15 protein-coding genes are annotated in these 19,923 nt (G+C 67.9%); 2 read left to right on the forward strand and 13 right to left on the reverse strand.

The genetic code is table 11. The features are described from left to right. Positions 1 to 216: 216 nt before the first annotated feature. From FIF60_RS02310 to FIF60_RS02325, 4 genes are all read right to left on the reverse strand, one after another. On the reverse strand, positions 217 to 2,667 hold the full coding sequence (locus FIF60_RS02310) for a pyrroloquinoline quinone-dependent dehydrogenase (RefSeq protein ID WP_144183439.1): 2,451 nt from the start codon (positions 2,665 to 2,667) through the stop codon (positions 217 to 219). A 100-nt stretch (positions 2,668 to 2,767) separates the two neighbouring features. After that, positions 2,768 to 3,091, reverse strand: a complete 324-nt coding sequence (locus FIF60_RS02315; protein WP_144183441.1) for a hypothetical protein — start codon at positions 3,089 to 3,091, stop codon at positions 2,768 to 2,770. Then, positions 3,088 to 5,604: a cytochrome c oxidase subunit I gene (ctaD, locus tag FIF60_RS02320; RefSeq protein WP_144183443.1), complete on the reverse strand. Its 2,517-nt coding sequence runs from the start codon at positions 5,602 to 5,604 to the stop codon at positions 3,088 to 3,090. The genes FIF60_RS02315 and ctaD overlap by 4 nt, the downstream gene beginning before the upstream one ends. After that, on the reverse strand, positions 5,601 to 6,452 hold the full coding sequence (locus tag FIF60_RS02325) for a cytochrome c oxidase subunit II (RefSeq protein ID WP_239451460.1): 852 nt from the start codon (positions 6,450 to 6,452) through the stop codon (positions 5,601 to 5,603). The genes ctaD and FIF60_RS02325 overlap by 4 nt, the downstream gene beginning before the upstream one ends. A gap of 3 nt (positions 6,453 to 6,455) precedes the next feature. Between FIF60_RS02325 and FIF60_RS02330 the strand changes: the two genes are divergently transcribed. Further along, complete coding sequence (locus FIF60_RS02330; RefSeq protein ID WP_239451461.1) at positions 6,456 to 6,860, forward strand: DUF2231 domain-containing protein; 405 nt, start codon at positions 6,456 to 6,458, stop codon at positions 6,858 to 6,860. Here FIF60_RS02330 and FIF60_RS02335 read toward each other — a convergent pair. The 9 genes from FIF60_RS02335 to FIF60_RS02375 all read right to left on the reverse strand — a co-directional run bounded on the left by FIF60_RS02335 (position 6,830) and on the right by FIF60_RS02375 (position 18,931). Beyond that, positions 6,830 to 7,327, reverse strand: a complete 498-nt coding sequence (locus FIF60_RS02335; RefSeq protein ID WP_144183447.1) for a CopD family protein — start codon at positions 7,325 to 7,327, stop codon at positions 6,830 to 6,832. The genes FIF60_RS02330 and FIF60_RS02335 overlap by 31 nt on opposite strands. Then, on the reverse strand, positions 7,324 to 7,977 hold the full coding sequence (locus FIF60_RS02340; RefSeq protein ID WP_239451462.1) for a cytochrome c oxidase assembly protein: 654 nt from the start codon (positions 7,975 to 7,977) through the stop codon (positions 7,324 to 7,326). Before FIF60_RS02340 ends, FIF60_RS02335 begins: the two co-directional genes overlap by 4 nt. A 203-nt stretch (positions 7,978 to 8,180) precedes the next feature. Then, positions 8,181 to 9,917, reverse strand: coding sequence for a hydantoinase B/oxoprolinase family protein (locus FIF60_RS02345; RefSeq protein ID WP_144183449.1), 1,737 nt, complete (start codon positions 9,915 to 9,917; stop codon positions 8,181 to 8,183). Positions 9,918 to 9,942: 25 nt separating this feature from the next. Further along, the gene (locus FIF60_RS02350; protein WP_144183451.1) at positions 9,943 to 11,988 is read right to left on the reverse strand and encodes a hydantoinase/oxoprolinase family protein; all 2,046 of its coding nucleotides are present in this window, start codon (positions 11,986 to 11,988) and stop codon (positions 9,943 to 9,945) included. A 45-nt stretch (positions 11,989 to 12,033) separates the two neighbouring features. Beyond that, positions 12,034 to 13,506, reverse strand: coding sequence for an NAD(P)/FAD-dependent oxidoreductase (locus FIF60_RS02355; RefSeq protein WP_204251068.1), 1,473 nt, complete (start codon positions 13,504 to 13,506; stop codon positions 12,034 to 12,036). Further along, positions 13,503 to 15,065 carry an ABC transporter substrate-binding protein gene (locus FIF60_RS02360; RefSeq protein ID WP_158639028.1) on the reverse strand — a complete coding sequence of 521 codons (1,563 nt, stop codon included), beginning with the start codon at positions 15,063 to 15,065 and terminating at the stop codon, positions 13,503 to 13,505. Before FIF60_RS02360 ends, FIF60_RS02355 begins: the two co-directional genes overlap by 4 nt. Before the next feature lie 76 nt (positions 15,066 to 15,141). Beyond that, positions 15,142 to 16,149 (reverse strand): ABC transporter ATP-binding protein, encoded by a 1,008-nt coding sequence (locus FIF60_RS02365; RefSeq protein WP_144183455.1) that lies wholly within the window; start codon positions 16,147 to 16,149, stop codon positions 15,142 to 15,144. Further along, positions 16,146 to 17,984, reverse strand: coding sequence for a dipeptide/oligopeptide/nickel ABC transporter permease/ATP-binding protein (locus FIF60_RS02370; protein ID WP_144183457.1), 1,839 nt, complete (start codon positions 17,982 to 17,984; stop codon positions 16,146 to 16,148). The genes FIF60_RS02365 and FIF60_RS02370 overlap by 4 nt, the downstream gene beginning before the upstream one ends. Next, entirely contained in the window at positions 17,981 to 18,931 is a 951-nt protein-coding gene (locus FIF60_RS02375; RefSeq protein WP_144183459.1) for an ABC transporter permease, read from the reverse strand. Before FIF60_RS02375 ends, FIF60_RS02370 begins: the two co-directional genes overlap by 4 nt. 167 nt (positions 18,932 to 19,098) lie before the next feature. On the opposite strand from FIF60_RS02375, the gene FIF60_RS02380 reads away from it, so the two are divergent. Next, complete coding sequence (locus FIF60_RS02380; RefSeq protein WP_144183461.1) at positions 19,099 to 19,917, forward strand: creatininase family protein; 819 nt, start codon at positions 19,099 to 19,101, stop codon at positions 19,915 to 19,917. Positions 19,918 to 19,923: the final 6 nt, after the last annotated feature.

Here is a 19,923-nt window from a genome sequence, read left to right on the forward strand (position 1 = left end):
ATGAGTGTGCAACGTGGTCTGGGCACGTGGGAAATCCCTTCAGGCCGGGTCGTGGCCGATGATGGAAACCGCGGGACGATCACCGTCAATCCACCACCATGTGCGGGATTGCGGCCCAGTACGCGCCCTCGCGACGGCGCCAGTGCCTGCGCTCGTACCCCGCCTTACCTTGTGGCGAATGCGCGGGCGATCCACACAAGAGCTTGTGAACGCCGCTCAGCGTGCCTCGGCGTCGAGCGCGAAGGCGACGAGGTGATCGCCGGTCGTCGTCTCGAACCGCTGATGCCCGGTCGCAACCATCGCCACATACTGCCGCCCCTCGTGCATGTAGGTCATCGGAGACGCCTGCCCGCCCGCCGGCAGCCGCGCAGACCAGAGGAGACGCCCGGTTTCCGTCTGGAATGCACGAAGGTAGTTGTCCTGCGCGGCCGCGATGAACGTTACCCCCGTCGCCGTCATCAGAGGGCCGCCGAGGTTCGGCGTGCCGACGCGAATGCGCAGCATCGTCGGAATGCCAAGCGGCCCGGTGTCGAACCCGGTTCCGAGCGGCTGCGTCCACAGGAGCCTCCCCGAGACCAGATCGGTAGCCGAGACATAGCCCCAGGGCGGCGCGATGCAGGGAACGTCGAGCGGCGACAGCCACATCGGCCGCTGCACGCCGTAGGGCGTCCCGGCCTGGGGTGCCGTCTTCTGGTCGGGCCGTGCACCGCCGTCGCCAACGGCGACATCCTCCACCTGCGCCCGCGGCACCATGAGCACCTGGTTGGGCAGGCGGCTGTTGTTGGTGATGACGACGAGGCGAGACGGATCAACCCCGATCCCGCCCCAGTTCAGGCCGCCGACGGTTCCGGGAAACAGCAGCATGCCGAGGCCCTCGGTCGTCGGTGGGGTGAAGATCCCCTCATAGCGCATGCGATGGAACTGGATGCGGCACCAGGCAGCATCGATCGGCGTGACACCGAAGGCATGGCGCGCATCGATCGTCTCCGGCCCGGCGCCAGGGTGCCCGGCAAAGTTCGGGTAGAACGTCGAGTGTGGCTGGGTGGCCGCGATGCGCTCGCCGGTGAGGAGGTCGCCCTGCGGCGCCGGCCGGCGCTCGATCGGCCGAAGCGCCTCGCCCGTTGCGGCGTCGAACACGAATAGCGAACCGGTCTTGGTCGCGACGACCACGGCGCGGCGCGTCGTCCCATCGATGGGAAGGTCGACGACGGTCGGCTGCGCGCCGACATCGTAGTCCCAGAGATCGTGGTCGACGGTGGCGAAGGACCAGCGCGTCCGCCCGGTCTCGAGCTCCACGGCGACGATCGCGGCGGTGAAACGATCCTCATCTTCCGTACGGTCACCGCCCCAGTGGTCCGCACCGGGATTGCCTGTCGCGAGGAACACGAGGCCGAGCGAGGGGTCGGCGGAAATCACCGTCCACACATTCGGCGTACCACGCGGATAGATCTCGCCAGGCGCGAGCGGCGCCTGCGGATCGGCCCGATGCGCATCCCAGGCCCAGACGAGCTCACCGCTGCGCGCATCAAAGGCGCGGACGACGCCGGAGGGAGCATCGCGGCGCTGGTTGTCGCTGACCTGCTGGCCGATGATCGCCAGATCCCCGACGACGGTCGGGCCCGAGGTGTTCGAGGCAAAGCCCGGCTCGCGAAGCCCCATGCCTTCGGTCAAGTTGACGATGCCGTTCTGGCCGAAGCCCTGGCACCGCGAACCGGTGCGCGCATCGAGGCCGAACAGCCTGCCGTCGGCCGTCGCGACGAACACGCGCTCACTGCACGGATCCGGCCCCGGCGCGCCATGATGGCCGATGGCGCGACAGGCGACGCTGAAGAGCGATTCCATCGTCTCTGCTGGCGTCTCGGGATTGAAGTGCCACTTCTGCGAACCGGAGGCTGGATCGAGCGCGAAAACCTGCGCGCTGCTGGTGCAGAGATAGAGCGTGTCGCCAATCTTGAGCGGCGTGTTCTGCGAGGAGAAGAAGACGCGCTCGTTCGGCGGCAGATCGCCCGAGCGGTGGCGCCAGACCTCGCGAAGACGATGCACGTTGCCAGGCGTGATCTGCGTCGCGGCGGAAAAGCTCTGCCCGAGCGGCGAGCCGGCATAGGCGCGCCATTCTTCCGCAACGGGCGCATCGCCGGACGGCGCTGCGCCGTTGGAGCCCGCCATCGTGCCCGCGGGCGCCTGAGGCCTCTCCCACAGCAGGGCGACGAGGACGGCTACGCCGGTGAGCGACAGCGCGGCGCCGATGCCGACACCCCATCGAAGCGGGTGCCGGGCGGGGTAGCGTGCCATGATGGACGCGCCGAAGGCTGCGGCAAGCAGTGCGAGAACCAGGCCCACGCGGCCGGCGAGATCGAAGCCCCAGCTCGGCATCCATCCCTTGCCGGCGATCTCAACCAGGGCCCACGCGATCGCGACTATCGCGGCAACGGCCAAGGCAATGAAGGGGGCGGGACCTCGGCGTTGCCAGCCGAGACATGCGGCGAGCACAAGCAGGAGCCCGCACACAAGATGCATCGGCATACCGCCGAGCCAGAGAAGCCACGCTCCAAGCGCTGCCTGTGCCGTACCAAGCAGGCCGATCAGCACCAGGATGATGCCGTGCACGACAGACCAGAAGCGCGATCCCGTGGTCGTGCTTGTTCGATCACCCTGGCGTGCTGACATCTCCGGCCTCCCGCAATGCGCAGTTCATCTCAATGCCCAACGCGCCTCTGGCGAAGGCGTTGCAGGAGTGTGGAGAAAACCGGAGCGGAGTGGCGATGTGTCAGACGCAGGCGGAGGGAAACGTGAGTGGCAGGCCGGTGATGAAGATGGCAAGGAGCGCGGCCATCCAGCTCGCCCGCAGCAGCCTCCGCGGCACGCCACCCGGTGCCGCTTCCGCGCCGCGCCACAGAGCGAGCACGATGCCGGCCGAGCCGGCCAAGGCGGCGATCCAGACCACGCCCATCATGACCTGGAGCTGCGTCAATGGCCCGACGCTTCGCTCATCTGCGCCGATCGCGCAGCCAAGCCCGTGCAGCGCGTAGAGTGCCGCGAAGGCCGCGGCCCAGACGAGCCAGGCGGCGGACAAGGCGAAAACGGCACTCACCGGCACGCTCCCGACAGAAGCAGGATTACGAGCACGATTGCAGCGACCACGGCGGCATAGCGCGTCCACTGCTCGACGATCGCGAGTTCGTGCATGCGCAGGGCCGACATATAGCCCGCGCGCAGCCTCGCCGCCGCAAAACCGAGCATCACGAAGGCGATGACGAGGTGCAGCGCCAGATAGGCAAGCATGGCGCCGGCCACCGCCGCATAGGCATGGGCCGTCACGTCCGGCAGCTTGCCAAGCACGGGGATGGCAGCAACGCCCGCGGCGGCCACGAAGACGAGCACCCCCGCCGCCATGCAGGCCCCCATGGCACGCGCCAGCGCACCCCTTCGAAGGGCGGCGCGGGCAAAGGAGACAGCGACGACGGCGAGCATCGGCGCGGCAATGCCGATCGCGGCTTCCACTGAGATCGAGCCGATGCAGGCCGGCGGCGGCCAGTTCGGTGCAACGACCCAGAGAAAGGCGAAGCCGAACACGAGCGATGCGAAGAACGTCGCGTCCGCGCAGAGGGTGAACACGCTTCCCCACCAGCCGGGCGTCGATGTCGTCTCGGGGTGGGGTGGCGCCCGCTCGCCGCGGCCGATCTGCAGTGGCCCGACGTCCGCGCGCGCACCACCCTGCCAGGCCCACCGGCACGCAAGTACCACCACGCCCAGGACGGGGGCTGGAGCGATCCAGTAGAGGCCGGCCAGCATCGACAGGAAGAACCCTCCCGTCACCAGTGCCATGATGAAGGGCAGCGCGGAATTGCCGGGCAGCACCACGATCTGCTCGATGCGACCGGTCGATGTCTCGACGCCAAGTGTCTCCCGCAGGCCCTCGCGCACCCGCGCAAGGTACCCCTCGCCTCGCTTCAGCTGCTGCGTCAGCCCTGGTTCATCGGCGAGCGGGTCGCGGCTGCGTACGCTCGGCAGGCTGACGAAATTGTAGGCACGCGGTGGTATCGCCATGGCCCATTCGAGGGTCGTCGCTCCCCACGGGTCGGCGGCCGCCCGGCGCTTGACGAACCTCTGCATCAGGCAGTCGCCCAGGAACAGCGCAAAGCCGAACGCCATCACATAGCTGCCGACTGAGGACAGCGCGTTGATCAGCGTCCAGCCCGTCTCGGCGTGATAGGTGTCGATGCGCCGGCGCATGCCCATCAGCCCGACGATGTGCATGAAGAAGAACGTGGCGTGGAAGCCGACGAAGATCAGCCAGAACGCCGCCTCGCCCAGCCGCGGCAGGCGTTGCCGCCCGGTGACGTGCGGAAGCCAGTATGCGATGGCGGCAAGCATTGGGAATACGAACCCGCCGACGAGGACGTAGTGCAGGTGGGCCGTGACGAAGGCCGTGTCGTGCGCCTGCCAGTTGAATGGAACGACCGCGAGCATCACGCCCGTGAGCCCGCCCATCACGAACACCACGAACATGCCGAGCAGGTAGAGCATCGGCAGCTTCAGCTCCGGCCGCCCCTGCCAGAGCGTTGCAAGCCAGGCGAAGACCTGGATCCCTGTGGGGATGGCGACGAGCGTCGAAGCTGCCGAGAAGAAGGCAAGCGCCATATGCGGAATGCCCACCGTGAACATGTGGTGCACCCACAGCCCAAAGGAGAGGATGGCCAGCGCGAAGATGGCCGCTACGATCCAGCCATAGCCGACAATGCGGGTTCGCGCCATGACCGGAATGATCGTCGAGATCACGCCCGCCGCAGGCAGGAAGATGATGTAGACTTCCGGGTGGCCGAACAGCCAGAAGAGATGCTGCCAGAGCAGCGCGTCACCCCCGCGCGCCGGGTCGAAGAATGGCCAGCCGAAGGCGCGTTCGACCTCGAGCAGCACGGAGCCGAGGATCAGCGGCGGGAAGCCGAACACCATCATCAGGGCGGTCACGAGCAGGTACCAGGCAACCAGCGGCATTTTGTCGAGCGACATGCCGGGCGCACGCAGCTTCAGGATGGTGACGGTGATCTCGACCGCGGCGCACACGGCGGAAATCTCGACGAAGGTGACGCCGAGCAGCCAGATATCGGCATTGATGCCAGGCGTGTAGGTTCGCGAGGAGAGCGGCGTATACATGAACCAGCCGCCATCCGGCGCCTTGCCCACGAGCATCGAGGCAAGCAGGATCATTCCGCCGAACACGTAGCACCACCAGCCATAGGCGGTGAGCCGTGGGAAGGCCATGTCGCGCGCGCCGAGCATCTTCGGAAGGAGGTAGAGCGCCAGACCTTCGAACATCGGTATGGCAAACATGAACATCATCAGCGTGCCGTGCATGGTGAAGATCTGGTTGTAGATCTCCGGGCCGACGAAGGCGCTGCGCGGACTCGCGAGCTGCGCACGGATGAGCATCGAGAGAATGCCGGCGACGCAGAAGTAGAAGGCGGCCGCGGCCATGAACCGCTTGCCGAGATCGGTGTGGTTTACGTTGACGATGACGCCCCACCACCCCTGGGGCGTCGACCAGGTTCGCGCGAGCTCCAGCCTCAAATCGGGCTGCGCGGCTGGCTCAGCGTCCCCGCTCATCGCAGCGTCCAGGGAGAGAGCTCGTCGGGGTCGGTGCCCGAAACGAAAGCATTCCATCCCGGCTCATCGAGCGCGAGCACCATGAAGCCATGCGAGCGGTGGCCGATACCGCAGAACTCGGCGCAGACACCTGCGTACTCCCCGGGAGCTGCGGCCTGCAACCGGAGGCGGTTCACATGGCCGGGGATGGCATCGATCTTTCCCGCAAGCCTCGGCACCCAGAAGCTGTGGATCACATCCCTCGCCGTCACCTGCACGACAACGGGCCGCCCGGCGGGGAGAACCATGATGGCTTCGGTTCCTCCTGACCGAAGTGGGCCGTAATCGAAGCGCCAGCGCCACTGCTCTGCTGTCGCAGTGATCGTCACACCGCCTGGGCTGGCGGTCGGCGCGAGGCGCAACCCGACGGTGAATGCGTAGGCCAGCAAGGCGAGCAGGACTGTCGATACGAAGCCGACACCGCCCCAGCCGAGCCAGGCGCCGACCGATACCGGCGCCCCCCCACCCGGGCGGAGAAAGCCTGCCGCAAGCAGGACCATCACCAGAGCGAACGCGCCGGTTGCACCGATCAGCATCACGCGCCACATCATGGCGATCGACGCCGCAGCCGGACCGGAGGGATCGAGCGTGGACAACGCACCGCCGCACGCCGCGAGAGACAGCAAGGCCAGCGCAGCGAGGAGGCGGCTGGCCGCGCCTGCAAGGGCGCGCCTCCGATGACGGACGACCGGCGGCGCGACAGCGGAAACGGGCCGCCCCGGCGCGGACGGCTGCAGGATCCCATCGCGCTGATCCCGCACTACAGCATCACAGAATCCCGCATTGCCATAGCGGGGCACCCCATTCACGCGATGCTCGTGGCCTTTCCTGTGGCGCTTGCGTTCTGCACCTTCGGGACTGATGCTCTCTACCTGTGGACGGGCGATGCATTCTGGGCGCGGGCAGCGATCTGGGCCGCCGGCGCGGCGTTCCTGATCGGGCTGCTCGCAGGCTTGGTCGGAACGGTCGAGCTCCTCATGGTGCCTGGAATCAGGCTGCGCGCTGCGAGCTGGACCCATTTCGTCATCGCGATGACGCTGCTCTCCATCCTCGGCCTCAACTGGGGCTACAGGCTGCATTCCGGAGCAGACGAGGCCGTGCTTCCCTACGGGCTGCTGATCTCTGCTCTCGCGATGGGGATGACCGCTTTGACGGGGTGGCATGGCGGGAAGCTCGTGTTCGAATATCAGGTCGGCAGTTCGAAGCCGAGCGGATAGCCGAGCGGCGTGCGGAGCCACTGCGGAAGCAGCGTTTCGTCCATCTCGGGCTTCAGGAGCACCAGCGTCAGGATAGCTGTCATGACCGCGACGTTGGCGGCCGCCAGCAGACTTCCATGCGGCGATCGATGCTTCTCGCGATGCTCGCCGATCTGCGCCACAAGATGGCCCGTCCACGCATGCAGAGCGACGAGGAGCGACACGAACACGATCTTGGCGAAGAACCAGTGCGCGAAGACGCCGCGGAGGAAGATGAGCGCGATGCCTGCTCCGACAGCGATGACGGCAGCCGGCGTCAGCAGCTGGGTGTAGCCTGCATGAGTGAGGACGCGCACGCGGTTGAACCGGTCCTGGTCCGCCCCTGGCCTGTGCAGGGAGAGGACGAGCGGCAGCATCACGAGCCCCGCACACCAGACGATCAGGGCAGCGATGTGCACCACCTTGGTGCCGACCATCAGCGCGGTCATGCCGCCGGCTCGGCGGCGAGATTACGGAACCGCGCACGCGCGAGCAGAAGCCCCGCCGCGGCGAACGGCAGCAGGCCCGGCACCCACATCAGCAGCCCGCCCAGCTGCTGATCCTCCAGGGCCGTGAGGCCGAAGGCTTCGGTCGTTGCGACATGCGGCGGATAGATCGGCGCGGGAGCGAAGGCAAGAAGCGCCCCGAGCATGCCCATCGCTGCCGACACCGCAACGAGGGCGACGAGGTTCGTCAGCACGTCGGCGCCCGGGGCGAGCAGCGCGCGCCAGAGCCAGATCGAAGCGGCCAGAAGCATCACCTGCATGGCCCAGTAGCCTGCCACGGTGTCGTAGGCAGCGACGTAGGCCGCAGGCCAGTGCCACCCCCACATCGTCATTGTGAAGGCTGCGGCGGCAGCCGCCACGCTACGCGATCTCTCCGCAGGGAAGGCGAGTGCCAGAAGCGGCGCGGCCCCAAGCACCAGGACGAAGTGGTGCACGACGCGGGCACTGAACAGGGCGGCCGTCAGCGCGCAGAGGGGCGAGACGAAGGCGATGACCAGCGCGACCCAGGCCCCCGAGAACGTCACGTATCGCCCGCTGACTGCCCCCCGCGTGGAGAGCCGCCAGAAGCCAAAGCCGAGCATCAAGGCAAGCATGACGGCCTGCGCGGGATCAGTGTTCCACCGCGCAAGCCAATCGGACAATGCTGGTGGCGCCCCGCACCACGCCATCTCCGCTCCCTCGAAATCGCCCTGCGCCCGGATCCGGGGCCTGAACTGGATCACCAAACACGTCGCAAACGCCAGTTGGTGCGCAAGGTTGCACGACCCGCGTCAATTCTGCCGCGGCAAGCCCAGCTTCAGGCTCCGGAGCGCGCCTCGAGGATGCGCTCGGCCTCGGTGACCTTCTGCGACCCGTAATCGCGCTCCGCCTTCTCGCGAGAGATCAGGTCATCACGCAGGTCACGCGCGAGCGCCTCGGCCGGCCGCTCCGCGGGGGGCCCATATCCTCCGCCGCCCGGCGTCTCGAGGCGGATCGCGTCGCCTGCAGCGAGTTCGATGAATGCGGCCTTCGAATGCAGCAGCTTCGTGCCCGGGCGACCGGGGTTCTTCCAGAGCTTCGCGGTTCCGCCCGGGCCGCCGCCGGCAAGTCCGTCCGCCGGAACGACATGGCCTTCGCTGCGGACGGAGAAGATCGTGCCGTCCCGCGTGGCCCGGATCTGCCGGCCGATGCCAAGCCCGCCGCGGCGACGGCCCGAGCCGCCCGAGTCGCGTACGATGCCATACTCCTCGACGAGCAGGCTGTACTCGATCTCGAGCGCCTCGGCAGGCAGGTTCTGCGTGTTGGTGATGTGGACGTGGATGGCATGCATCCCATCCTGCTCGAGCGATGCGCCCGCACCGCCCCCGAGCGTCTCGAGATAGACGTATCGGCCCGGCCGGTCTCCGCGAGGTCCGGAGAAGGTCAGGGCAGGACAGGCGTTGTTGTGCTGCGCGTAGCGCTTGTGTTCCGGCAGGAGATCGTGGAACGCGCCGAAGATCGCGCCGGCAACGCGCTGGCAGCTCGAGGCACGCGCGCCCACCGCGCCGCCCGGATCGGCGTTCACGATCGTTCCCGACGGCGCGGTCACCTTGATCGGGGCGAACATGCCGTTGTTCGGCATCAGCCCGGGGTCGAGCAGCGCCTTCACGGCGTAGTAGACGACCGCCTCGAGGGCGCTGAAGGTGAGGTTCACCGCGCCTTTCGCCTGCGGTCCTGAGCCAGCAAAGTCGAAATGCAGGTCCTCGCCCTCGACATGCACGGAAACCCTGATGGGCACGGGGTCGGCCACGCCGGAGCCGTCGTCGTCGAGATAGCCTGTGTAGCTGTAGCTGCCTGGCGCGAGTTCCCGGATCCGGTTGCGCAGGCGCCGGGCGGTGTAGTCGAGGATGTCCTCGATCGCGGCCTGGACGGCCGCGAACCCCATCTGTTCGACCAGTTCCAGAACGGCCGCAGCCCCGCGCTCGTTCGTCGCGATCTGCACCTTGAGATCGAGCAGCCGCTCCTCCGGCTCGCGGGTGTTCTGCACGATGAGGTTCAGCAGATCTTCATCGAGCTCGCCTGCACGGACGATCCGGATGACAGGGATGCGGATCCCTTCGGAGAAGATCGATCGCGCGCCACCGTCGATCGAACCAGGGACGGATCCGCCGACATCGGAATGATGGCCGACATTCGCCGTGAAGAAGGCGAGCCGGCCTGCATGGAACACCGGCGTGACGATGGTGATGTCCGGCAGGTGCGTGCCATTGGCGAGGTAGGGATCATTGCAGATGAACGCATCCCCCTCGTGGATCGTATCGGCGCTGTATCGCGCGAGGACGGCCGTGACGCTTCCCTGCAGCGAGCCGAGATGCAGCGGGATATGTGTGGCCTGGCAGACGAGCCTGCCGAGCGCGTCGAAAAGCCCGACCGAACAGTCGCGCCGCTCCTTGATGTTCGTCGAGAAGGAGGAGCGGATCAGGTTGTTGCCCATGTCCTCGGTGATGGAGAGTAGCCTGTTGCTGAACACCTCCATCGCGATCGGGTCAAACTTCCGCGCGACCGGCCCGGTCATCGGCCTCTCCTCGACGGGTGGCGCATCACGAGTGCTTCCTCACATGGATGTTGCCGGCCGTATCGAGCGCAGCCATCTGTCCGGGCAGCACGAGCAGCGTCGAGCTCATCTCCTCGATGATCGCAGGGCCTGACAGCGTCGCGTCCTGGGGCAGCGTGTCGCGGTCGTAGATCGGCGTCCTGAGGAAGCCGTCCACGCCGCCGAAATAGACGTCACGCCGGTCGATCAGCGCCGCCTCGAGCGTGCCACCACCGGCCGGCGGCTTCAGCGGGGCCTGCGGAACATCACCGATCGCCTGGAGGCGGCAGTTCACGATCTCCACCGTCCGCCCTGCGATGGCATAGCCGTATTCCTGCTCGTGTGCCTGGCGAAAGCGGGCGAGGAAATCGTCGAGTCCATCGGCCGAGACGGCAGGCATCGGCACGACGACTTCGTGATTCTGGCCAAGATAGCGTGCATCGAGGAAAAGGCGGAAGGCGCGCCGCTCGGCGGGAACGCGCTCGCCGTCAAGCCACGCGCTGCCCTCTGCCCACATGTCGCGGAAGATCTCGCACACGCGGCGCCAGGCCTCCTCGCCGGCGGGCATGATCTCGCTCCGCACATAGTCGAAGCTGAGGGGAGAGAGCAGCACCCCGCGTGCGCACATCGTTCCTGGCTCCTGAGGCACGATCATGGAGCCGATGCCGCATTCGCGCGCCACTTCCGCGCCGTGAAGCGCGCCTGCGCCGCCGAACGCGAAGAGCGCGAACTTCGAGAGATCGTGGCCGCGCTCCGTCGAGACAGAGCGGATCGCGCGGCTCATGTTCGCGTTGGCGATGCGCACCATGCCATGCGCCGCCGCCTCGACGGAGATGCCGAGCGGGCGCGCGATCCGGTCCTCGATCACGGCATGCGCCCTGGCGTAGCTGATCGGCATCCTGCCGCGCAGCAGGGCCTCGGGGTTCAGCCTGCGCATCACGATGTTCGCATCCGTCAGCGTCGCTTCCGTGCCGCCACGGTCATAGGCGGCAGGCCCCGGAACGGCACCCGCGCTCCGCGGCCCCACCTTCAGCGCACCCGCATCATCAAGCCAGCCGATGCTGCCCCCGCCCGCACCGATCACATGGATGTCGATCATCGGGCTCTTCACAGGATACTCGGCAACGGTGCGGTTCGACGTGAAGAGGGGCCGCCCGTCCTTGATCAGCGATACATCCGTCGAGGTGCCGCCGACATCGAAGGTGACGAGATCGCGTGCCCCGACGGCGGCACCGATCACTGCAGCCCCCACCACGCCGGCTGCGGGGCCGGAAAGGCATGTCCTCACGGGGAATGCGGCAACTGTCCTCGCCGAGAGGAGCCCGCCGTTGGAGTGGATCGTATACGGTTCCGCGGCGATGCCGAGGTCGCGCATGCGGGCGAGGAACTGGTCGAGATAGGTCCGCATCCGTGGGCCGACATAGGCGTTCAGAACCGTCGTCGACATCCGCTCATACTCGCGGAACTCGGGCAGAACCTCAGACGAGACGCTGACGAACGCATCGGGCATCAGCCGCTGCACTGCCTCCTTCGCCACCGCCTCGTGCGCGGGATTGCGATAGGAGTGCATGAAGCAGATCGCGACAGACTGCACGCCGTTCCGCCGCAGCGTCGCGACGGCCCCGTCGAGCTGGACACGGTCGAGCGGGTCGACGACCTCTCCACGCGCGCCGATCCGCTCGTTCACCTCGAGCCTGTTGAAGCGATCGACCAGCGGCTCTGGCTTGCGCTGACCATAATCGTAGAGATTGGGTCGAACCTGCCTGGCCACTTCCAGCGCGTCGCGAAATCCCTTCGTCGTGAGTAACCCCGTCGGTACCCCGCGGCGCTCGATGATCATGTTGGTCGCGACCGTGGTGCCGTGGCCGAGATGGGTGATGCTCTTCGGGTCGAGGGCAAGCGCGTCGATGATCTGCCTGACGCCGAGCTGGATCGCCTCGGAAGGATCATGCGGCGTCGACGGAACCTTGAAGAACCAGACCCTGCCCTCCGCCTCGCCGAAAACCGTGAAGTCCGTGAACGTTCCGCCGACGTCTACCCCGATCCGATACATCAACACCCCTCGTCGTGACGGAAACGATTGCGCGGCCGCGCCGATTCACCGAACGCCGATGCGCATGCCAAGCGCACGCGGCAGCGCGGCCAGCGCGCGGGCGGGAAGCGACCCGCGCTGGCCTCTCTCTTTAGCGATCTCGCAATTCATGATTCCCCAGCGGATCGCGTTGCCACCGAGATAGCGGAACGGCTCAGGCGGAAGGCGTGGCCTCGTTCGGGTGCAGAGTGGAAGGCTCGTCCACTCATCGCGGAGGCCAAGAACGAGGGAGGCAAGACATTGGCCGCCGATATAGGTCGGGTTCACGCCATGGCCGGAATAGCCGCACCCGAAATGCACGCGCGTTCCGGGAACAGTTCCGAAGTACGGCAGCCGATCGGACGCGACGTCAATCGCCCCGCCCCACACCGAAGCGACGCGGACATGCCCGAAGCCCGGCAGCAAGCGTCGCAGCCCCGCCTCGGCGCGAGCGGCGGAGGCGCGATCGTAGCGCGCGGAGTCGCTCCCGATCCGGTCGCCGTAGAGGATCGGGCCGGAGCCGGAGCCCATCAGGATCCGCCCGTCCGGCGTCTTGCGGAAGTAGTGGACGAACATCCTCAGGTCGGAGATTCCCTCCTCGCCAGGCCAGAACCGGGAGAGGCAGTCCGGGTCCGCGTCGGTCATCAGCGCGTAGCTCGAGAAAACCGTCATGTGCTCGCGCACGCCGGGGCGATCGATCAGAGCGACGTTGGTTGCGAGCACGACATCCCGCGCGATCACTTGCCCGCCCGCCGTGCGGACGCGCATTGGCACGCCAGGGTCGAGCCCGACCATGCGCGCGTCCTCGTAGATCCGGACCCCGCGCGCGAGGGCGGCCGCGCGCAGCGCACGCACCAGCCTGCCTGGATGGACCGTCGCACCCTCCTCGAAGAACACGCCGCCGCGCATCACGGGCGAGGCGCACCGGGCCTGAACCTCGGCTTCCGAGAGCGCGACGGCGGAGTCCGGTACGCCGAGGCGCTGCGCCGTCGCAACATAGCCGGCGAGCTTCTGGTCCTGCGCCGGCGAAGCGGAGACGCGGATGCTGCCGCCCTCGCGCCACCACACATCCTGCGCGCACTGTCGGACGAACGCCCTGAGCCCGTCCTGCGCCCGTGCGCCGGCCCGGGCGACGGCAAGCGCGCCGTCCGGCCCGATCTGCGCGGCCATGCCGCCGAGCGAGGCCCAGTACCCGTGAACCTTCCCGCCATTCATGCCGCTCGCGCCGGCGCCGCACGTCTCCGCCTCGAGGATCACGACATCGAGGCCGGGATTGCGGTCCTTCAGCGCGAGCGCCGTCCAGAGCCCGGTGAACCCGCCACCGACGATTGCCACGTCGGCCTGCGCCTCACCGCGCAATGCGGGACAGGGCGGCACGTCTCCCTCCGCCGCGAGGGCTTCGGCGAACCACCACGCCGGCCTCATCGGCGGCACCGTCGGATATCGTTCGGCCGCGGCTTCCCGGTGCGAGGCGGTGCCGGCCGCGAGCGTTGCTGTCACGTCTTGACCGTATCCTCGAGCGAGATCGGCGAATGGAAGGTCAGCGCACCGGGGAAGTTCCGGAAGCCCTCGAGGCCACGCTGCATGCCGTAGGCCTGCGAACGCCAGGTGAGCCCCACGATCGGCATCTCCTCGAAGGCGGCCTTCTGCAGCTCGTCGTAGATCGCCATGCGCTTTGCCTCGTCGAGCTCGGTGCGGCCGCGCGTCAGAAGCTCATCGATCCGAGTGCTCGAGAAGCCGAACGACCGTGCATAGGCGCTCGGCCCGCTGCCAATGAAGGTCGTCACTGAATCGGGGTCGTTGTAGGCGCCGACGGTGCCGGCAACCGAGAACTCGTACCGCCCCTGATTGCCCATCGTCGTCCGCGTCGCCCATTCGGTCAGCGCCAGCTCGACCTGGATGCCCACCTCGGCGAGATTCTGCTGCACCACCTCGGCGGTGGTCTGGTGCAGCGTCGGGCTGGTGGTGGAGAGAAGGCGGCACTGGAAGCCGTTCGGGAATCCCGCTTCCCGCAACAGTTTCCGCGCCATGTCGGGGTCATGCCGATACTGGTCGTTGGCAGGCGTCTCGGAGAACGGCTTGCCGGGATAGGGAAGCCCGTTCAGCGGCCGCCCTCGCCCGAAATGCGCCGCCTTCACGACATCGTCGCGCTTGCAGGCGAAGGCGACGGCCTGGCGCAGCTTCACGTTCGTGAACGGGCCGCTGCGCGTGTTGAAGGTGAGGTACATGAACGGCCCCACCGTCGAATCCATCTTCAGGCGCGGATTGCGCTCGACGCCATCCATCGCCTGCCACGGCAACGTCTCCGTCACGTCGATGTCGCCCGATTCCAGCGCCGCGACGCGCAGGTTCTCATCCGGATAGTTCACGAAGCGGATGCGCGGCGTCTTCGGCTTGCCGGGGCGATAGTAGTCGGCGAAGCGCTCGACCTCGACGGCAACGCCCCGCTCCATCGACTTCAGCATATATGGCCCGGCACCGATCGGCTTCGCTGCATCGGGCTCTCCCGCGGCCTTGCTGAGTATCGGCGCGTGATAGCTCGCAAGCAGATGCGGGAACGGCGCGCTCGGCGCCTTGAGGACGATCCGCACCATTTTCGGATCGACGATCTCGACGCGCTCGACGATCTGGAAATCGGCACGCAGGAAGGCCGTGTATTTCGGGTCCTGGATAAGGCCGATGGTGAAGGCGACATCCTCGGCCATGACCGGCGCGCCGTTGTGGAACCGGGCGTTGTCGCGAAGCTTGAAGACATGCGCGGTCGTCCCGTCCGGCGTCCAGCGTTCGGCGAGCTCCGGCTGGAGGACACCGTCGGCATTGTACGACAAGAGCCCGCGGAAGATCGCGAGCTTCACCGCACCGCTGCTGCTTCCGGTGTTCTCGAGCGGCTTGATGTTCGGTGGATAGTTGACGAGCCCCATCACGATCGTGTCGCGCGCGCCCTGCGCGAAGCCGCGACGCGCGCCGAGCAGCGTCGCCGTTGCGGCCGCGCCGAGCAGGACGCCGCGACGGTTGATAAATGGCATCGGAATGCCTGCGAAGCCGCTGGTTCTCGTCATCCTCTCCCCCTTGACCGGGTTGCGACGGCGTCCTCTTCCGGGTGTTCCTTCCGCTCCAGGAACTACATGACCATTCCTACACGCTGTCAACCACCGCACTCGGCATTGCGGACACATCGATGTCGTCACGGATGCACGCCTTGCGCTGGCCCGTGCGCCCGGCAGGCCGAAGTGGCGGAACGCCATCGGCACAGGCAGAGATCGCGAAGGGACAGCGCGTTCGGAACACGCAGCCCGAGGGTGGGTTGATCGGGCTCGGCGGTTCCCCGCGAAGCAGGATGCGCGTTCGTCGGCGCGTCGGGTCGAGGCTCGGCGCGGCCGACAGGAGCGCCACGGTGTAGGGGTGCTGCGGCGAGGCGAACACAGCGTCGGCCGGCCCCTCCTCCATCACGCGGCCGAGATACATCACCACGACTCGGTCACAGAGATGCCGCACCGCCGGAAGGTCATGGCTGATGAACAGCATCGCGAGGCCGAGGCGCGGCCTGAGCTCCGCGAGAAGGGCGAGCACCTGGGCCTGGATCGAGACATCGAGCGCCGAGACGGGTTCGTCCGCCACGAGGAAGTCGGGCTCGGTCGCGAGCGCCCGCGCGATGCCGATCCTCTGCCGCTGGCCGCCCGAGAACTCATGCGGATACCGCTCGGCATACGCGGCGGGCAGGCCGACCTGGTCGAGCAAGGCGGCCACGCGGCGGGGCCGTTCCGATGCCGGGACGAGATCATGGATGGCCAGACCGTCCGCGATCTGCGCCCCGACGCGCCGGCGTGGATCGAGGCTGGAATAGGGGTCCTGGAACACGAGCTGCATCCGGCGCCGAAGCAGGCGCAACTCGGCCGTGGCAAGCGTCGCGAGGTCGCACCCGTCGAAGCGCACGCTCCCTGCCGTCGGCTTGAGAAGGCCGAGCAACAGGCGGCCGACCGTGCTCTTGCCCGAGCCGCTTTCGCCGACGAGCCCCACCGCCTCTCCGCGCGACACGGCGATGTCCACGCCGCTCACGGCACGCACGGTGGGGCCTCGCCGGAACAGCGCCGTCGACCGGAAGTGGCAGGTGAGGCCCTCGGCCTCGACGAGGGGGGCGCTCATCGCTCGGCCCACCGGATGCAGCGCGTGGCCCGGCCCGGCTCGGGCGTCATCAGCGCCGGCGGCGCGGCCTCGCAGGCCGGAATGCGGTACCCGCAGCGCGGCGCGAAACGGCAGCCGGAAGGCAGCGCGTTGGGCGGCGGCACCGTTCCCGGAATGCCCGTCGGCGGCGGCCCATCCTCCGCTGGCGCGCTTGCGATCAGCGCCTCCGTGTAGGGATGCAGCGGCCGGGAGAACACATCCACGACGCGCCCCTCCTCGACGATCTGCCCGGCATACATCACCGCGACACGATCAGCGATCTCGGCCACCACAGGCAGGCTGTGCGTGATGAAGATCATTGCGAGCCCGCTCTCCCGTTTGAGGTCGGCGAGAAGCTGGAGCACCTGCGCCTGGATGGTCACGTCCAGCGCCGTCGTCGGCTCGTCGGCGATCAGCAGGCGCGGCCCGTTGGCGACGGCCATGGCGATCATCACGCGCTGCTGCATGCCGCCGGACAGCTCATAGGGGAAGGAGCGTGCCCGCCGCGCGGCATCGGGAATACCGACCTTCGCGAGCAGCATCACCGCCTGCCGGTGCGCCTCCCCCCACGACGCCGTCTGATGCGCGCGGATGGCCTCGGCGATCTGCCTGCCCACCCGATGCACGGGGTTGAGGCTGCTCATCGGGTCCTGGAAGATCATCGCCATCGGGCCGCCGCGAAGCGCGCGAAGCGTGGCTTCCTCCGCGCGGGCGAGATCGGTGCCCTCGAAGAGCACGGCCCCCCCGGCGACGCGGGCGGCGGAGGGAAGCAGCCCCATGGCCGCAAGACCGGTCAGGGATTTGCCCGACCCGCTCTCACCGACGATCGCGAGCGTCTCCCCGGCGGCGACGGAAACCGACACATCCTGGACGGGCTGGATCGATCCGCCCGGCGTCTCGATCTCGACGGTCAGGCCGCGCACATCGAGCACGGCCTCGCCGGCCTGCGCGGTTCGCGGCGGCGGAAGGAGGCCGGGCGCCAGAAGGTCCGCCACACGCCGCGCGCGCGCCCGCGGGGTGCGTGCATGCGGGTCGAAGCTGTCGCGCAATGCATCGCAGAGCGCGTTCATCGCGAAGATCGTCAGCGTCAACGCGATGCAGGGAAACAGCAGGAGAAGCGGCGCGCGGTCCATCACCGCGCGAGCGGCGCGGATCATCACGCCCCAGGACGGGGCGGGCGGAACCACGCCGAGGCCGAGGAAGGACAGGCCCGATTCGAGAACGATCGCCGCGGCGACGGCAAGGCTGAGCTGGACTAGCAGCGGCCCCGCGATGTTCGGCAGGATCGTCCTCAGCATGATGCGCCCGCGCGAAGCGCCGAGCACGCGTTGCGCCTCGACATACTCATTGCTGCGCACGGAGAGGACGCCGGCATAGGCGACGCGGACGAAGCCAGGCAGGAACAGCACGGAGAGGACGAGGATCAGCGTGCCGATGCCCGGTCCGAGCAGCGTCACGATCAGGAGCGCGAGCAGGATGGGAGGGAAGCAGAGCACGACATCCATGCTCCGCATCGTCAGCACCTCGACGAAGCCGCGCATGAACCCGCCCAGCACGCCGAGCGCGGTACCGATGCAGAGCGCGACGCCCGCCGAGACGGCGGCGACGAACAGCGACGCGCGCGCGCCCCAGATCAGGCGTGCGAGAACATCCCGCCCGAACTCGTCCTGGCCTAGCCAGTAGGTCTCGCTCGGCGGCGCGAGACGCTGGCCGATCGCCATCTGAAGCGGGTCGTGGATCGGCAGGATGGGAGCGGCAAGGGCGAGGAGAAGAATCAACCCCACGCCGGAAAGGGAAACCGCCAGGCGACGGTTCATCGCCGGCGCACGCGCGGATCGAGCGCCCCGTATAGCAGATCGATCACCAGGTTGAGGCCGACGAAGAGGATGGAGATCGTCAGGACGATCGCCACGACCTCCGGATAGTCGCGGCTCGATACGGATTCCACGAGCAGGCCGGAGAGGCCGGGCCAGTTGAACACGAACTCCACGAGCACGGTTCCGCCGAGCAGGCCGCCGAGCTGCAGCCCGACGACGGTGACGACCGGCATCAGCGCGTTCCGCACCACGTGATGGACCAGCACCCGAGGCGGGCCGACGCCCTTGGCGCGCGCCGTTCGTACGTAGTCGCGTGAGGTGACGTCGAGTACCGCTGCGCGGGTGACGCGGAACACCACGGGCGCGAGATGCAGGCCGATCGTGAGGGCCGGCATCGCAAGCATCGTCAGGTGCTGCCAGGGATCCCGGTCGAACGCGACATAGCCGCCGGCAGGAACCCAGCGAAGTGTCTGCGCGAAGAGCAGGACGATCAGCGTGCCCATCACGAAGACGGGTACCGCAAGACCGAGGGCGGATAAGGCCGAGGCGACTCTGTCGAACAGGCCGCCGCGGCGGATCGCCGCATAGGTACCAGCCGGAACGCCGATCAGGATGCCCATCAGCCCGGCCGCAACGATGAGCTCGAGTGTTCTCGGCAGGCGCCGGGCGATGGCATCGATGATCGGGCTGTCGTCCTTCATCGAGCGGCCGAGATCGCCGCTCAGCAGACGCTGGAAGTCGTTGACGTACTGTACGAGCACCGGCTGGTCGAGGCCGAGCCTGCGGCGCAGCTCCTCGACGGCGACGGGGTCGGGTGCGAAGCCGCTCGTGGACAGCAGGAGCTCGGCCGGGTCGCCCGGGACGAAGTGGATCGCCAGGAACACGATCGAGGCGACGATCCACACCAGAAGGATCGACAAGCCGATGCGTTTCAGGAACCAGCTCACACGGCACGACCTCCCGGCGGGACGCGGTCAGAGTGGGCGAAGATGTCCGCCCTGCCAAGAAGCGATCGCGCGGCCGCGTGGCTCCCCCTGGACAACAGCGACGGTTGATGGCCGCAATTGCACGGGCAGCAGCGTGCCGGTACGGGAATGTTTCGGGAGGTCGCAGGATGACGACGAAGCCGACCAAGGTCAGGATGGCCGAGCTGACCGGTGGCGAGGCGCGCGAGGCCTATGCGCGACGCCCGATCATCCTGCTGCCAATGGGCAGCCACGAGGATCAGGGTCCGCACGCGCCGATGGGCGACTTCCTTCTCGCTGACAGGATGGCGGAGCTGATCGCCCGTCGCGCGACAGAGGACGGCACCGAAACCTACGTGGCCCCCACGCTTCCCTTCGGCGGCGCCGATTATTTCGGCCACATGCCAGGCGGCATGGCGATGTCACAGGCGACGCTACGCGCGGTGATCAGGGACCTGCTCGATTGCCTGCTCCGCCATGGGCTCGACCGGCTGATCGTGCTGAACGGGCATGGCGGCAATGTCCAGGCCGTCCATGACGAGTGCCAGGCGGTCTACCGCGCGCGCAAGGTGCTGATCCCGAGCCTCTATCTCTGGCGCGTCACGAACGCCCCGCTCGTGCGCATCCTCGGCGCGGAGAAGGCGAAGCAGACGATGGGCCACGGGGCCGACCCGCTATCGAGCCTCTACATGCATTTCTTCCCCGATCTCGTCCGTCACGACATGATCCCGGCACCGCAGCCGCTTCCGAGCGTTCTCGGCATGCCGGTGACGGGCTTTCCGACGGCGAGCTTCGAGGGTACCGACATCCACGTTCCCGTCGAGCTCGACGAGCTCGCCCCCAACGGCGTGAGGGCAGGTGACCCGCGGCTCTGCTCGGCCGAGACGGGCCGGCAGCTTGCCGAGGAGCTCGCCGCCTTCGGTGCGCGTTTCGTCAGGCACTTCGCCGAGCAGACCGCGCGGCAATGAGGGCCC

Source organism: Elioraea rosea (assembly GCF_007644105.1).
Taxonomy (GTDB): domain Bacteria; phylum Pseudomonadota; class Alphaproteobacteria; order Acetobacterales; family Acetobacteraceae; genus Elioraea_A; species Elioraea_A rosea.